This window comes from Salinicola halophilus, from assembly GCF_003206155.1.
In the GTDB taxonomy this organism is placed as follows: Bacteria; Pseudomonadota; Gammaproteobacteria; order Pseudomonadales; family Halomonadaceae; genus Salinicola; species Salinicola halophilus.
This window is the reverse complement of record NZ_PZJV01000008.1, coordinates 76,788-91,613: the sequence shown is the minus strand read 5'-3', so window position 1 is coordinate 91,613 and position 14,826 is coordinate 76,788. Positions and strand designations below refer to the sequence as shown.

Annotated in this window: 13 protein-coding genes; 4 read left to right on the top strand and 9 right to left on the bottom strand. The window is 64.6% G+C overall.

What is annotated here, in order from left to right; genetic code table 11:
- Nucleotides 1-49: 49 nt before the first annotated feature.
- Nucleotides 50-2,347 carry a catalase/peroxidase HPI gene (katG, locus tag DOM33_RS15880; RefSeq protein WP_110670770.1) on the bottom strand — a complete coding sequence of 766 codons (2,298 nt, stop codon included), beginning with the start codon at nt 2,345-2,347 and terminating at the stop codon, nt 50-52.
- A 590-nt stretch (nt 2,348-2,937) separates the two neighbouring features.
- Between katG and DOM33_RS15875 the strand changes: the two genes are divergently transcribed.
- Entirely contained in the window at nt 2,938-3,312 is a 375-nt protein-coding gene (locus DOM33_RS15875) for a hypothetical protein (RefSeq protein ID WP_110670768.1), read from the top strand.
- A 237-nt stretch (nt 3,313-3,549) separates the two neighbouring features.
- Here DOM33_RS15875 and DOM33_RS15870 read toward each other — a convergent pair whose 3' ends face one another.
- Nucleotides 3,550-3,849 carry a hypothetical protein gene (locus DOM33_RS15870; protein ID WP_110670766.1) on the bottom strand — a complete coding sequence of 100 codons (300 nt, stop codon included), beginning with the start codon at nt 3,847-3,849 and terminating at the stop codon, nt 3,550-3,552.
- Nucleotides 3,850-4,102: 253 nt separating this feature from the next.
- Between DOM33_RS15870 and DOM33_RS15865 the strand changes: the two genes are divergently transcribed.
- Nucleotides 4,103-5,305 (top strand): ABC transporter substrate-binding protein, encoded by a 1,203-nt coding sequence (locus DOM33_RS15865; protein ID WP_110670764.1) that lies wholly within the window; start codon nt 4,103-4,105, stop codon nt 5,303-5,305.
- A gap of 156 nt (nt 5,306-5,461) precedes the next feature.
- Here DOM33_RS15865 and DOM33_RS15860 read toward each other — a convergent pair whose 3' ends face one another.
- From DOM33_RS15860 to DOM33_RS15835, 6 genes are all read right to left on the bottom strand, one after another.
- The gene (locus DOM33_RS15860) at nt 5,462-6,118 is read right to left on the bottom strand and encodes a hypothetical protein (protein WP_110670762.1); all 657 of its coding nucleotides are present in this window, start codon (nt 6,116-6,118) and stop codon (nt 5,462-5,464) included.
- Between the two features lie 47 nt (nt 6,119-6,165).
- Nucleotides 6,166-7,458: a branched-chain amino acid ABC transporter permease gene (locus DOM33_RS15855; protein WP_110670761.1), complete on the bottom strand. Its 1,293-nt coding sequence runs from the start codon at nt 7,456-7,458 to the stop codon at nt 6,166-6,168.
- Nucleotides 7,458-8,456: a branched-chain amino acid ABC transporter permease gene (locus tag DOM33_RS15850; RefSeq protein ID WP_110670759.1), complete on the bottom strand. Its 999-nt coding sequence runs from the start codon at nt 8,454-8,456 to the stop codon at nt 7,458-7,460. The genes DOM33_RS15855 and DOM33_RS15850 overlap by 1 nt, the downstream gene beginning before the upstream one ends.
- 108 nt (nt 8,457-8,564) lie before the next feature.
- A complete protein-coding gene (locus tag DOM33_RS15845; protein ID WP_110670757.1) occupies nt 8,565-9,269 on the bottom strand; it encodes an ABC transporter ATP-binding protein in 705 nt (234 codons plus the stop codon).
- 78 nt (nt 9,270-9,347) lie between these two features.
- Nucleotides 9,348-10,136, bottom strand: coding sequence for an ABC transporter ATP-binding protein (locus tag DOM33_RS15840; RefSeq protein ID WP_110670755.1), 789 nt, complete (start codon nt 10,134-10,136; stop codon nt 9,348-9,350).
- Nucleotides 10,137-10,302: 166 nt separating this feature from the next.
- Nucleotides 10,303-11,283 carry a nucleoside recognition domain-containing protein gene (locus DOM33_RS15835; protein ID WP_110670753.1) on the bottom strand — a complete coding sequence of 327 codons (981 nt, stop codon included), beginning with the start codon at nt 11,281-11,283 and terminating at the stop codon, nt 10,303-10,305.
- A 170-nt stretch (nt 11,284-11,453) separates the two neighbouring features.
- On the opposite strand from DOM33_RS15835, the gene DOM33_RS15830 reads away from it, so the two are divergent.
- Nucleotides 11,454-11,906, top strand: a complete 453-nt coding sequence (locus tag DOM33_RS15830; protein WP_110670751.1) for an Lrp/AsnC family transcriptional regulator — start codon at nt 11,454-11,456, stop codon at nt 11,904-11,906.
- Nucleotides 11,907-12,081: 175 nt separating this feature from the next.
- On the opposite strand, the gene typA is transcribed toward DOM33_RS15830, so the two are convergent.
- Entirely contained in the window at nt 12,082-13,932 is a 1,851-nt protein-coding gene (gene typA, locus DOM33_RS15825) for a translational GTPase TypA (RefSeq protein WP_110670749.1), read from the bottom strand.
- A 289-nt stretch (nt 13,933-14,221) separates the two neighbouring features.
- Here typA and DOM33_RS15820 point away from each other — a divergent pair, with 289 nt between their 5' ends.
- Nucleotides 14,222-14,773: a nucleotidyltransferase family protein gene (locus DOM33_RS15820; protein WP_110670747.1), complete on the top strand. Its 552-nt coding sequence runs from the start codon at nt 14,222-14,224 to the stop codon at nt 14,771-14,773.
- Nucleotides 14,774-14,826: the final 53 nt, after the last annotated feature.

Below are 14,826 nucleotides of genomic sequence, written 5' to 3'. Positions count from 1 at the left end.
CGGCGCCACTGGCGCCGGGTTCGGTTACGTCGTGGTGCGCGAGGCGCGATTAGACGTCGAAGCGGTCGTGCATCATCACCTTGTTCCAGGCGGCGGCGAAGTCGCGGACGAGCTTCTGGTGGCCGCCTTTCTGGGCGTAGAACTCGCTGAGCTGGCGCAGCTGGGAATTGGCACCGAAGATCAGGTCGCAGCGGGTGGCCTTGAAGCGGGTCTGGCCGCTGGTGCGATCGTCGAGGGTGAACTCCAGCGCTTCGTCGTCGACCTTGTTCCACTCGAACTCGGGGGAGGTCAGGTTGACGAAGAAGTCGTTGGTCAGCGTGCCGGGGCGGTCGGTGAAGACGCCGTGGCGCTGATACGCACCCTTGGCGTTGACATCCAGCACGCGCAGGCCGCCGACGAGCACGGTCCACTCAGGCGCAGAGAGGCCCAGTAGCGCGGCGCGATCCAGAAAGATCTGCTCCGGCGAGACGTTGTACTGGATGTCGCTGCGATGGAAGTTGCGGAAGCCGTCGGAGACCGGTTCGAGCCAGCGGAAGGTCTGCTCGTCGGTCTGCTCGGCGGTGGCGTCGTTGCGGCCGGGGGTGAACGGCACCTGGATCTCGACGCCGGCTTCGCGCGCGGCCTTTTCGACGGCAGCGCAGCCGCCCAGCACGATCAGATCGGCCAGCGAGACTTTCTTGTTGCCCGTCTGGGCGCCGTCGAAGTCGCGCTTGATGCCTTCCAGCACGCTGAGTACGTGGGAGAGATCGTCGGGATTGTTGACCGGCCAGTCCTTCATCGGCGCCAGACGAATGCGCGCGCCATCGGCACCGCCGCGCTTGTCGGAGGTGCGGAAGGTGGAGGCGGCGCCCCAGGCGACGGCGGCGAGCTGGGAGACGCTGACATCGGCACCCAGAATCCTGGCCTTGAGATCGGCGACGTCGCTTTCGTTGACCAGCTCGAAGTCGACGGCGGGGATCGGGTCCTGCCACAGGAACTCTTCCTGCGGGACTTCCGGACCCAGATAGCGCGCCCGCGGGCCCATGTCGCGGTGGGTGAGCTTGTACCACGCTTTCGAGAAGGCGTCGGTGAAGTAGTCGAAATCCTCGAGGAATTTCTCGCAGATCTTGCGATAAGACGGATCGACCTTCAGCGCGATATCGGAGGTCATCATCATCAGCGGATGATCGACGCCTTCGAGGTGCGCGTCAGGGGTGCGCGGGGCGTTCTTGTCGACGGGCGTCCACTGTAGCGAACCGGCGGGGCTCTTGGTCTGCTCCCACTCGAAGTTGAACAGGTTCTCGAGGTAGCTGTTGTCCCACTGGGTCGGATCCTGCGTCCAGGAGCCCTCGATCCCGTTGGTCATGGTGTCTTCGGCGTTACCCTTGCCGCGCGGGTTGTGCCAGCCCAGACCCTGGGCTTCCATCGGCGCGCCTTCGGGGGCGAAGCCGATCTGATCCGGCGGGGTCATGCCGTGGGATTTGCCGAAGGCGTGACCGCCGGCGATCAGGGCCACGGTCTCTTCGTCGTTCATCGCCATGCGGCCGAAGGTGATGCGGATATCGGTGGCGGAATCTTCCGGGATGCCCTGCTTGGCCGAGCCTTCCGGATCGACGTAGATCAGGTTCGAGTTGGAGGCGGCCAGCGGCGCTTCGAGATCGTAGTCGTCGTCGCCGGGTTCGCCGGTCCATCGCAGGTCGCGATTGACCATCTGGTCCGGATGACCTTCGAACGGGCCGTGCGGGGCGTCTTCGATCTTCTTGCCGTACCAGGATTCCGGGCCCCAGTAGGTGAGGTTGTCCGGTTCCCAGGCGTCGATGCGTCCGCCGGCGAAGCCGAAGGTGGGGAAGTTCATGATCTCCAGCGAGCAGTTGCCGGTGAGCACGATCAGATCGGCCCAGGAGAGCGAGGCGCCGTACTTCTGCTTGATCGGCCAGAGCAGGCGGCGGGACTTGTCGACGTTGCCGTTGTCCCACCAGCTGTTGATCGGGGCGAAGCGCTGCATGGCTTCACCGGCGCCGCCGCGGCCATCGGCAATACGGTAGGTACCGGCGGAGTGCCAAGCCATGCGGATCATCTGCGGGCCGTAGTTGCCGTAGTTGCCGTAGTCCGACGGCCACCAGTCCTGCGACGAGGTCAGCAGCGCCTTGATGTCTCGTTTGACCTCGGCCAGATCCAGCTGGCGGAAGGCTTCGGCGTAGTCGAAATCCTCGTCGTGAGGGTTGGCCTCGCGCGGGTCCTGATGGAGTAGTTCGACCTTGAGGCGATTGGGCCACCAGTGATCGGTGGTCGGCTCGGATCCGGCGACACCGCCAACCGAGTCACCGGCGAAGGGGCATTTGCCCCCGATCTTGATCTCTTCGCTCATGCTGTCCGTCCTTGCTTCATCGATTCGACTTCCGATACGGCGCCCTGTCGGTACCACTTGCCATCGACATCACACGCGATCACGGTCATCGGCCGTCCGTCACGCCTGGCATCGATACGACGTTCCACCGGTACCACACGATGCGTATCGTTCAACGTGTACCGCTCGACGAGTGCCGCTCATCGAGTACCACTGACATTACAACGCGTACCACTTACAGCGAATACGACTCATGACGAGTACCGATTGAAACGGGTACTCCTTGGGTTCGGTCATTTCACTGGCGCCGTGCCGCATAGACAGGGAGCCGAAGGGTCATGACCGTACCACCCCTATCTTAGGTAAACTTCGGCTCGTTGTGTGGCGAAAACGATGATTTATAGCTAATGGATCATTCGGTTAGGCCAATTGGCATGGAGGAGTGCGTTCGTGACGGCGCGGGATATCTCGGCCAAAAGGCGCCCCGGCTATCGATGGCGTCGATAGTCGCCTTTGGTGTCAATTATTAACCAGCTAACGGAAAAGTCTCCACAATGGCGTCATCGGTTGGGCAGCACCAACCACGCCAACGACGCTTTTGGAGATTCATCATGAAAAATCGCATCCTCGCTGCATTCGCTCTCGCCATCGCACTGCCGGCGGCCGCTCAGGCCAACAGCGTGATGACCGAACGGGCCTTCGACTACCTCAACGCTCCGCTGAACACGCAGGTGACGTCGGAGTATCACGCACTGCCGACGCAGTATCGCGTCGATACCGTCAGCGGTGGCCATAGCCATGTGGCGGATCGCTCGCTGGCGCAGGTAGCCGAAGAGACTCAGCGCGGTACGCACGTCATCGGCGGTGACTCGGCGCTGGCCGGTCAGGGCCATAGCGTTGCCGCAGCCCAGGCGCTCGAGAACGTGAACGGTGGCAGTCACGCCCAGCATGGCAACGTCGAGTTCTCCGTCGCGAGCATCGACTGATCGTCATCGCGGGCATCGACTGATCGTCATCGCGGGCATCGACTGATCGCCATCGCCAGTCGCGAGCCCGATAGGGTTTGACGTAAGAGCGCGCGAGAACGCTCGCCACGTACCGATCGTCTGCACGACCTCCAGCTTCCCCGGACCTTTTCAGGTCCGGGGTTTTTTCGTTGGGGGCGTTGATAGATGGCGGCGTTGATAGGGGGGGAGTGGTGATGAGTGGGGGAGAGCCCTTGCTCAGTCGTCTTGTCGCGGCGACTGGAACGCGCGTTTGTCGTCGGGCAGACGGACCATGTCGCCCACATCGAGCCCGGCGTGGCTGTCGTGACGTTCGCCCATGTCGTCGATCAGCGCGGCGACCTTGCCGATGCTCACGCCGTCTACGTAGGCCTCGACCTTGATCCGAGCCGTCGCGCCCTTGTACTGCGCGGTGAGGATCATGCCGGGATGCGGCTCGACTCGGTGCTGGGGATCCTTGGCGTAGTGACTATCGACGCTTTCGCCGCCGGGGGTGTCCCATTCGATGTGCTTGTGCATGATTCTCTCCTTGTCGCCGTGATTGACGCCCAAAGCGTAGCGGGATTTGCGCCTCGCTGCCGGCCACGCCAGGTATCGTCTCGCCGTTCTAGGGTGACGAGCGCTTGTCTTTTTCCAGGGGGCGCAGCAGAGTGAAAGCGTCGTCAGACGACGTTTTCGACCACGACAATTCGATGTATCCCCCACGATTATCACCAGTAACGACGATTCGCGAACCACAACAAAGACCACAACAAAGAGAGTGACGATCACCATGAAAAAAACGGTTCTGGCGCTGGCCATCGCGGCCGGCTCGGTCTGCGGCGTTGCCGCGCAGGCAGACGTCAAGGTCGGGTTCCTTGGCGGGTTCACCGGCGGTATCGAAAGCCTCACGCCGCCGATCTTCGACGGCGCCAAGTTGGCGGTCGAGGAGGTCAATGCCCAGGGTGGGCTGTTCGACGGCGAGACGATGGCGATGCCGTCGGGCGACACCACCTGTTCGGACGCGGCGGCGGCCTCCAATGCGGCCGACCGGCTGGTCAACAGCGAGCAGGTCACGGCGATCGTCGGCGCGCTCTGCACCGGGGCGACCATCGCGGCGGCCAACAACGCGGCGATTCCGGGCGGCGTGGTAATGGTTTCGCCGGCCTCCACCGCGCCGGCGGTGACGGATCTCGACGACGACGATCTGGTCTTCCGCACCGTGCCGTCGGATGCCTTCCAGGGCGAACAGCTCGCCAGGCTGCTGCTCTCCAAGGGCATCGAGGACGTCGCGGTCACCTACGTCAACAATGACTACGGCCAGGGACTCGACGCCGCCTTCACCGAGACCTATGAAGCCGAGGGCGGCTCGATCACCGCGAACCTGGCCCACGAAGACAACCGTGCCGACTATCGCTCGGAGATCGGCCAGCTCTCCGCCAGCGGCTCGCAGGCGCTGGTGGTGCTGGCCTACGCCGACACCTCCGGCCAGACGATTCTGCGCCAGGCCTACGAGAGCGGTGCGTTCGGTCAGTTCGCCGGGGCCGACGGCATGGTCGGCAACTCGCTGGTGGAAGCGGTGGGCGCCGACGTGCTCGAGGGGATGATCGCCACCCGCCCCGGCTCGCCGGATTCACCGGGTACCGAAGCGTTCACCGCGCTTGCCGAGGAGGCGGGGATCGACCCCAGCGCGGTATTCGCGGCGCAGTCCTACGACGCCGCCTTCCTGCTGGCGATGGCGATCGAGAAGAACGGCAGTGCCGACAGGGAAGGGCTTTCCGAGGCGCTGCGCGACGTCGCCACCGCCCCGGGCGAGACGATTCTGCCAGGCGAGTGGGAGAAGGCGAAGCGCTTGATCGGCGAAGGCACCGAGGTCGACTACCAGGGCGCCGCCGGCGACCATGAGTTCGACGACAACGGCGACGTGCCGGGCATCGTGGTCGAGATGGCGGTCGAGGACGGCAAGTTCGTCACCAAAGGGCCGGTGGGTGAATAAATCGCGTCACCCAAAGGCCGGTGTGTGAATAGATAGAGCCAGAAAGTGGCGGTCGGGGAATCTGCAGTCGGAAAGCCGCCCGCTTCTTCGCTATCCCGGCTGAGTGTCCTGGACCCGAATCCGCCAAGGCGGGTTCGGGTTTTTCGTGGCCGGCCTTCAATGATGGCTTGCCGATATGCGATTCCACGAGCCGCTCGATAGCCAGGGTTTGAAACTCTCGATCTGTACGGCCTCGACCGACTCGATGAAGGGGGTGAACGCCACCGCATTGGGTGGGGATTCTGCGGGGGGCTGGCGGTCGAGACGCCGCAGGTCTTCCAGTAATTCGTCACGAACGGGTACGCCCGTCACGATCGTCAGGCGGGTGCCGTCGCTTCGGTAGCGGCTCGGTATCGTTGCGCGCTGCGTATAAACCTCGTTCCCCCTCGGCGTTCTGCCACGGTAGGTGTAGCGATGCTCGTGGGCACGCATCAACGGCGTGAAAGCTGCGATGACGCGCCGGCGCGCTTCGATGTCATGCGTAAGACGCAGTGTGATGCGGGTGGTGGGATATCCGGCGATTCTGGCCGCTAGCGCTTCGGTCTCGGCATGGTTAGGCAGCAGCTGCTGCATACCAACGAGTATCGCCACGAAGACGAAGGGAGCGGAGAGGCAGGTGACTTTCATCACCTTGTCTAGCTTACCGCGGCCCTTTCCGGCCCGGTCACGTCTCATGAGCAGACGCAGACTTCCGACCAGAATGAGGCCGCCCCCAGCGAGGGCCAGGAGCGGCGGCAGTAGATTGATGCAATTTTGCAGCAGGTAGAGAGTCATATTGCCATGGCGACAAGAGTCGGGCGCGATGCCCGGCGAGCGCGAGCTCAGTCGTGGTGCGCCACCTTCTCGGGAATCAGTCCGCGAGGGGCGAAGCGCAGGACCATCAGTATGAGCAGACCGATTACGAAGACCCGCGCCTGCAGCGCCTGGCTATCCATATTGCCCGGCTGCCAGTCGAACCACATCCCGCCGAGCTCGGCGACGAAGTGCGCCAGTGCCAGCGCCATCGGTCCGGACATGATCCAGATCACGTAGACCAGCACGGCGCCGAAAAGCGTGCCGAGATTATTGCCGGGCCCGCCGAGAATCACCATTACCAGCACTAGGAAGGTGTGATTGAGCGGCAGATAGCCCTGAGCGTCGAAGATGCCGGTGAAGCTGGTCAGCGCGGCCCCGCCGATGCCCATGAGCACGCAGCCGAAGACGAAGATTTCCTGGCGCCGCCGATTGATCGACTTGCCCATCGCCGCCGCCGAGACTTCGTTGTCGCGGATGGCGCGGATCATCCGACCCCAGGGGGCGTGGTAGGCGCGGTGGAGCAGAAAGAAGATCACCGCGATCATCACCACCGTTACCGACAGATAGAGCGCCCGGGCGGTGATGAAGCCGACCTCGCCCGGCGAGGGTACCGGCCACGGCAGCGGTGAGATGGTGGCGGTGCCGCGGGTCAGCCAGTCGGAGTTCTTGAGAAACGCCTTGATGATCTCGGCGATCCCCAGCGTGGCGATGACCAGATAGTCCGCCCGCAGGCCGAGGCAGATATGGCCGATCAGATAGCCCACGCCGCCGGCGAGCAGGCCGCCGACGATCCAGCCGACCCACACCGGCAGCCCCAGCCCGCCGACGAAGTCGACCTGGGATTCGATGTCGCCGGTGACCTCCCGCAGCCAGCTGATGACCACCAGGTAGGCGATCAGCCCGACGAGAATCGTGAGGAGGGTGCGCGCCAGCTTGGGGACGCCGAGCCGGTCGAGGCGGCTGACGGCGACGACCAGCGCGATCGCCGCGATGATGGCGAGCAGCACGCCGCCGAGACGTCCGGGCAGGTCGCTCGACCAGAAGTCGTGGTTGACCGGGATGCTGAAGAAGGTAGCGGAGAAGCCGCCCAGGGCGACGAAGCCCATGATGCCGGCGTTGAACTGGCCGGCGTAGCCCCACTGGATGGTCAGGCCGAGAGCCAGGATTGCGTAGCAGGCGGCCTCGACCAGCATGCGCGTGGCGTAGGCGCCGCCCATGGCGAAGAACACGCCGAGCACGACGACGATCAGGCCGCCGAACAGCACCAGCTCGCGGGTGGGAACGGCGGGGCGGGAGGATGAATGCTGGGGAGTCGTCATCAGATCACCTTCCCTTTGAACAGACCGGTCGGACGCCAGATCAGCACCGCGATCAGGATGAAGAACGGCACCACGATCTTGTACTCGGTGCCGACCAGCGCGAGGTTGTTGGGTAGCTCGATCCAGCTCGGCAGGCTGTCGCGCAGCGGGCGCAGGAGGACCGACCAGTTGAAGACGGCGAGCGTTTCGGCAAAGCCCACCAGAAAGCCGCCGGCGACGGCACCGAACGGGTGGCCAACGCCGCCGACGATGGCCGCGGCGAAGATCGGCAGCAGCAGGAAGAAGCTCAGATCCGGCTTGAAGGCAACGTCGAGCGACAGCAGCGTGCCGGCGAGGGTCGCAAGCGACCCCGCGATCACCCAGGTCAGGGTGACGATCAGCTGAGTGTTGATGCCGGAGGCGCGAGCGAGGTCCGGGTTGTCCGACATCGCGCGCATCGCCTTGCCGAGCCGTGAGCGGGTCAGAAACAGGTGCAGGGCGATGACGCTGGCGATCGTCACCACGAACAGAATGATCTGCGGCTCGGTGAGGATGATCGGCCGCGTGACGCCGGGCACCTCGAGGCGGAAGATCTCCTTGCGCGCATCGACGTAGAGACTCTGGGCGCCGGTGCCGGAGAAGAGCCGGATCAGCCCCTGCAGCATCAGGGTGACGCCGAGCGAGGCGATCACCAGGACGATCGGCTTGACGCCATGGTTGCGCAGCGGCTGATAGAAGACGCGGTCGATGCCCACCGCGGCCAGCGAGGTCAGCACCATGGCGATCGGCAGCATGACGACCGCCGTCGGGAGGCCGAGCGGTTCGCCGGCGTGGGGAAACAGCAGTGTCAGCAACAGCACCAGAAAGGCGCCAAGGGTCATCATGTCGGCGTGGGCAAAGTGGGCGAAACGCAGAATGCTGTAGATCAGCGTCACCCCGATTGCGCCCATGGCGTAGATGCTGCCGGTGACGCTGCCCGCCACGACCACATAGTTGAAGAAGTAGATCAGCTCATTCACGGCGAAGTCTCGATCGTTGTCATTGGCGTCATCGCTGTCGTTGCAAGCGTCGTTGTCGTTGGAACTGTCGTTGTCGTTGGAATCGTCGGCGTGGATCTTGGCCCGGTCTCAGCCGCCCAGAAAGCTCCTGGCGACCTCCGGGTCGTCGAGCAGCGCCTGACCGGTATCGGTGAAGCGGTTCTGGCCGGCGGCGAGCACGAAGCCCTTGTCGGCGATGCGCAGCGCCTGCTTGGCGTTCTGCTCCACCATCAGTACGCCGACGCCGGCAGCGTTGATCGTCTTCACCCGCTCGAAGATCTCGTTCATGTATAGCGGCGAGAGCCCGGCGGTGGGTTCGTCGAGCAGCAGCACGCTGGGCTCGTTCATCAGCGCCCGGCCCATCGCCACCATCTGGCGCTGGCCGCCGGAGAGCTCGCCAGCGGGCTGGCGGCGTTTCTCCTTCAGCGGTGGGAAGAACTCGTAGATCTGCTGCTTGAGCCGTGTGGCGGTGGCGGGCTTGAGAAAGGCGCCCATCTCCAGATTCTCCTCCACGGAGAGGCTCGGAAAGATGTTCTTCTCCTGCGGCACGAATCCCATGCCGCGCTCGACCAGCTTGTGCGGGGAGAGATTGGTGATCGCCTCGCCTCTGAGCCGGATCTCGCCGCCGGTGATGGTGAGCAGGCCGAAGATCGCCTTGAGCATGGTGGACTTGCCGGCGCCGTTGGGGCCGACGATCACGCCGATCTCATCGGCCTCGATGGTCATGTCGACGCCGTTGAGGATGTTCATGCCGCCGTAGCCGCCGTGAACGTCGATCGCTTCGAGTAGAGGCATGGTGGGCTCGTGTCTGCGCTGTTGTCTTGTTGGCTGATGAGCGGACCGCCTGGCGGTCGGGTAGGGCTTGGCGTCTGGCTAGGCGCAGGCCGGCTCCGCCTCCGGGTCGGCGCCGAAGTAGGCCTCGATCACTGCCGGATCGTTCTGGATGTCGGCGATCGATCCCTGCCTCATGACCTGCCCCTGGGCGAGCACGATGACCGGATCGCAGAGCCGGGCGATCATCTCCATGTCGTGCTCGATCACCAGGAAGGTGTAGCCCAGCTCCCGGTTGAGCCGCTCGATGTTGCCGATGAGATCCCCCAGCAGGGTGCGGTTGACCCCGGCGGCGATCTCGTCGAGCAGGACCACACGGGCGTCGGTCATCATGGTGCGGCCGAGTTCGAGCAGCTTCTTCTGGCCGCCGGAGAGGTTGCCGGCAAGCTCGTTACGCACGTGGGAGAGTCCCACGAAGTCGAGCACCTCCAGCGCGCGCCGACGCGTCTCGGCCTCCTGACGTTTGACCTCGCCGGGCTTCAACCAGGTGCTGAAGAGGTTTTCGCCCTCCTGACCCGGCGGCACCATCATCAGGTTCTCCAGCGCGCTCAGATGGCTGAATTCATGGGCGATCTGGAAGGTGCGCAGCAGGCCTTTGTGGAAGCGGTGGTTGGCGGAGAGGTGGGTGATTGCCTCGCCGTCGAGCAGGATCTCACCGCTGTCGGGGGAGAGACTGCCGGCGATGATGTTGAAAAGCGTCGACTTGCCGGCGCCGTTGGGGCCGATCATGCCGGTGATCGAGCCCTTGGCGACCTGAATGGAGCAGTCGTCGATGACCGTCAGGCCACCGAATGCCTTGCGCACGTGGCGCACGTCGATGATGGGTGTCATCGGCTTTTCCCTGTGTCGTTGTTCGTTGTTCGTTGTTCGTTGTTCGTTGTTAGGGCTCGTCTCGGTATCGCGACCGCGGCGCGCGACGTCGTGCGGCGATCGAGCCGCCAGTGACGTTACCGATTGTGGCAGTGCGGGCCATCTTAATCCGATTTCGCTGCGGGAATCAGCCCCCGTCATCGCGCCCTCCAGGGCCACCGTGGAATGCCAGGCGCAAAAAGTGCCGGTCGTCGAGACGTTTCAGCAGCGCGGCGATGGCCGCGGTCACCATCAGCGCAAACACGACGCGGCCCAGCAGGACGGCGGTGAGGTCGGCACCCAGGGCGACCACGATGAGGGTGTCCTCGATCACGCTGTGCGCGAACCCCATGAAGACGCACGAGAGAAATAGCTGGCGCGGCGAGACGCGCCCCGTGCGTGCCTCGCGGATCAAGAGCCCGGCGCCATAGGTAATACCGAGAAAGAGCCCGACGACGGTGAGATGTCCCGCCTCGCCGCGAATGCCGGCGAGGCGCAGCGCCGGGGCGAGCAGCCGCATCAACCGGGCGAGAACGCCGGTTCGCCGCAGCAGCTCGAGCCCCCAGGTGAGCGCGACGAGAATCAAGAAGATCGTCACCAGCGTCTCGAGCAGGGCGCGGAAAAACCCCGGCCACGAGGTCTGCGTCTCCAGCGGCACCCAGGCGGGGTCGACGGGGCCCGCGAGCCAGCCGGTGGCGAGCTGAATCCGGTAGAGAACGAAGGCGTAGAGCAGCCCGCCCAGAATCCGCAGGGCGGTCGTCACGACCAGACCGGGGCCGACCTTCTGGATGATCTTCTGCTCCAGCGGCAGGCCGTGGGCGAAGAGCAGCAGGGCCGAGAACGTGGTGACGTCACCGACGCTCAGCGAGGCGACCGGCACCAGCGCGAAGAGCAGCGGTACCGCCCCCCAGATCCCCACCAGCATGCCGGTGAGCCAAGCAAGCCCCAGTGCCGGGGGCAGGCCGACAAGCGCCATCACCGGGCCGAAGGCGGGGGCGATGGCGTCGATCACGCCGAGCCGCGACAAGAGCTCGGTCATGATCACGATGGGCACCGTGACGCGAACCAGAATCCAGTAGATGCCGAGTATCTCGCGAATCGAAGCGAGTGCAGTCTGACGCAGCGCCATCGGTCGTCTCCAATTAGGGGGTGAAACTTCCAGGGCGTGAAAACTTCCAGCCGTTGAAAACCGGGGAGGGTGAAGGCCTCACGCTAGCGCGGACGGGGTGGCGGATGGGGTCAAAAATTGCTCTGATCTGCAATCTTATTGCAGAACGACGCACCGCGAGGGGGAGAGAAGTGGATCGGCTCGATAAACGGATTCTCGAGGCGCTACAGCGAGACGCTTCGCGCACCAATCTCGCCATTGCCGAGGCGGTGGGGCTATCGCCGTCGAGCTGCCTGCGACGCATTCGCCGGCTACGCGCCGACGGGATGATCGATCGCACCGTGGCGATTCTCGATCCCGCGCGGACCGAGCGGCGGCTCAAGGCGCTGGTGAATGTCGAACTCGCGCGCCACGGCGATCGGCAGGTTCGTCAGTTTCTGGCACTGGCGACGGCGGAGCCGGCGGTCATGAGCGCCTACGCGGTGACGGGGGAGAGCGACGTGATACTGATGCTGCGCCTGGTCGACATGGCGGAGTTCGACGCGCTCTGCGAGCGGCTCTTTCGCGACCAGACCAACGTTGCGCGCTTCTTTACCGCTGTGGTGACGCGAACGGCCAAGGAGGAGACGGCGATCCCGCTCTAGGGCTGATTCGGAAAAGCGCGTCTGCGCGTCGCCTCCCCGAACGTTGCCCCGCTCGCCAGAGCCCGGGCGGCGCCGAGGGGCGTCACTGCCGTAAATCGCGTGGTGGGTCAGAAACGACAACGGCCCGCCGAGTGGCGGGCCGTCGAGTCTCACTGAGAGGCTTGGGAAGGGACGATCAGCCCTTCTTGCCGGCGCGCTTGCGCTCGTTCTCGGTGAGGTGCTTCTTGCGCAGGCGGATGTGCGACGGTGTCACTTCGACGACTTCGTCGTCGTCGAGGAATTCCACCGCCTGCTCCAGGGTGAAGCGGATCGGCGGCGTCAACACGATGTTCTCGTCGTTACCGGTCGAGCGCATGTTATCGAGCTTCTTGCCCTTGGTCGGATTGACCACCATGTCGTCGGCGCGGTTGTTGATGCCGATCAGCATGCCTTCATAGACTTCGGTGCCGTGCTCGACGATCAGCTTGCCGCGATCCTGCAGGGCGTAGAGCGCATACGCCAGCGCCTTGCCGGGAACCATCGACACCAGCACGCCGTTGCGACGCTTGACCGCGGCGTCGGGCTTGAGCGGGCCATAGTGATCGAAGCGGCTGGTGAGGATGCCGGTACCCGACGTCAGCGTCAGGAACTGACCGCGAAAGCCGATCAGACCGCGCGCCGGGATGATGAAGTCCAGACGCACACGCCCCTTGCCGTCCGGGTTCATGTTGGAGAGCTCACCCTTGCGATAGCCGAGCTCTTCCATGACCGAGCCCTGATGCTGCTCCTCGCAGTCGATGATGACTTCTTCGTACGGCTCCTGTTTGACGCCGTCGATCTCGCGGATGATGACTTCCGGGCGGCCCACGGCCAGCTCGAAGCCTTCACGGCGCATCGATTCGACCAGCACCGACAGGTGCAGCTCGCCACGGCCGGAAACCTTGAACTTCTCCGCGGATTCGCCCTGCTCGACGCGCAGCGCCACGTTGTGGATCAGCTCCTGGTCGAGACGATCCTTGATGTTACGGCTGGTGACGTACTTGCCTTCCTTGCCGGCGAACGGCGAGTCATTGACCTGGAAGGTCATGGAGACGGTCGGCTCGTCCACCGATAGCGGCGGCAGTGCCTCGACCGCGCTCTGCTCGCAGAGCGTGTCGGAGATCGCCAGGTCTTCGATACCGGTGATGCAGACGATATCGCCGGCAGTGGCTTCGTCGGTCTGCACGCGGTCGAGACCCAGATGGGTCATGACCTGGCCGACCTTGCCCTTGCGGACGTTGCCTTCCTTGGTGATGACGCTGATCTGCTGGCTCGGCTTGACGCTGCCGCGCTTGATGCGGCCGAGGCCGATGACGCCGACGTAGCTGTTGTAGTCGAGCGCCGAGATCTGCATCTGGAACGGGCCGTCGATTTCGACCTTCGGCGGCTCGACGATGTCGACGATCGACTTGAACATCGGCGTCATGTCGTCTTCCAGCGAATCCGGCTCCATGCCGGCGATGCCGTTGAGCGCCGAGCAGTAGATGATCGGGAAGTCGAGCTGCTCGTCGGTGGCGCCGAGGTTGTCGAACAGATCGAAGATCTGATCGATGACCCAGTCGGGACGCGCGCCGGGACGGTCGATCTTGTTGACCACGACGATCGGCTTGAGGCCCTGGGCGAACGCCTTCTGGGTCACGAAGCGGGTCTGCGGCATCGGGCCGTCGACGGCGTCGACCAGCAGCAGCACGGAGTCGACCATCGACATCACGCGCTCGACCTCGCCACCGAAGTCGGCGTGTCCCGGGGTGTCGACGATGTTGATGTGGTAGTCGCGGCCGTTGCCATCGTTCCAGCGGATCGCGGTGTTCTTGGCCAGGATGGTGATGCCGCGCTCTTTTTCCTGGTCGTTGGAGTCCATGATCCGCTCCTGACCTTCGGCCTTGCGGTCCAGGGTGCCGGACTGGCTCAGGAGCTTGTCGACCAGGGTCGTCTTGCCGTGGTCGACGTGGGCGATGATGGCAATGTTTCTAATGCTCTCGATGCGAGCGTCAGCGTTGTCACTCATGGGGCGTTGTCCATATAAATGTGTGCGCCCACGAGGGCTGTCGATCGTCTTCTTGCCTGAATCGACGCATACCCTGGGCACGGGTAGGAGGGTCGGGCGCGCATTGTACAGGCAAGGGCGCGAGACTGGCTACTTTCGTCGAGGGCGGCGCGTTCGGGGCACCGCTTATCCGGTTGGCGGCCAGTTCCCGTCCGTTCGCGACAGGCTCGATCGTGCCAGGAGCGCCGAGCCTCTATGACCACGACCACGACCACCGTGCGACTTCGCGTCGAGCGAGAGGAGGGACGACATGGCCGCTGCCGACGATCTCGCCGCCAGGCTCTGTGGCTGGCTGCGCAGTGACGCCTGGCGTATGGCGCGCCTCGCCGAGGCGCGAGCGCTGGCGCTGCCGGACTGGTGGCTCGCCGCCGGGTTCGTGCGCAATGCGGTCTGGGACCGGTTGCACGGTCACGCCGAGGCAACCCCGCTCAACGACATCGATCTGATCTATTGCGATCCCGAGGCTCCCGGCGAGTCCCGCGACCGCGCGCTGAGCGAGCGTCTGCGCACGGCGAGCGGCCAGCCCTGGTCGGTGAAGAATCAGGCGCGCATGCACCAACGCCACGGCCACGCCCCCTACGACTCGGCGACCCAGGCGATGCGCTTCTGGGTCGAGTGCGAAACCGCGGTGGCGGTGCGACTCGAAGCCGACGGCGCGCTCACGCTGAGCGCGCCACTGGGACTCGACTCGCTGATGGCGGGACGCATCAGCCACAACCCGCAGCATGACGATGCCGCGGTCTTCGAGCGGCGCATCGCCGAGAAGCGCTGGCTCGAGCGCTGGCCGCGGCTCCAGGTCTAGCTGGTTCGGGACCGGTCGGTGCACCGATACCGCTTCGGGCAGGGCGCCGAACG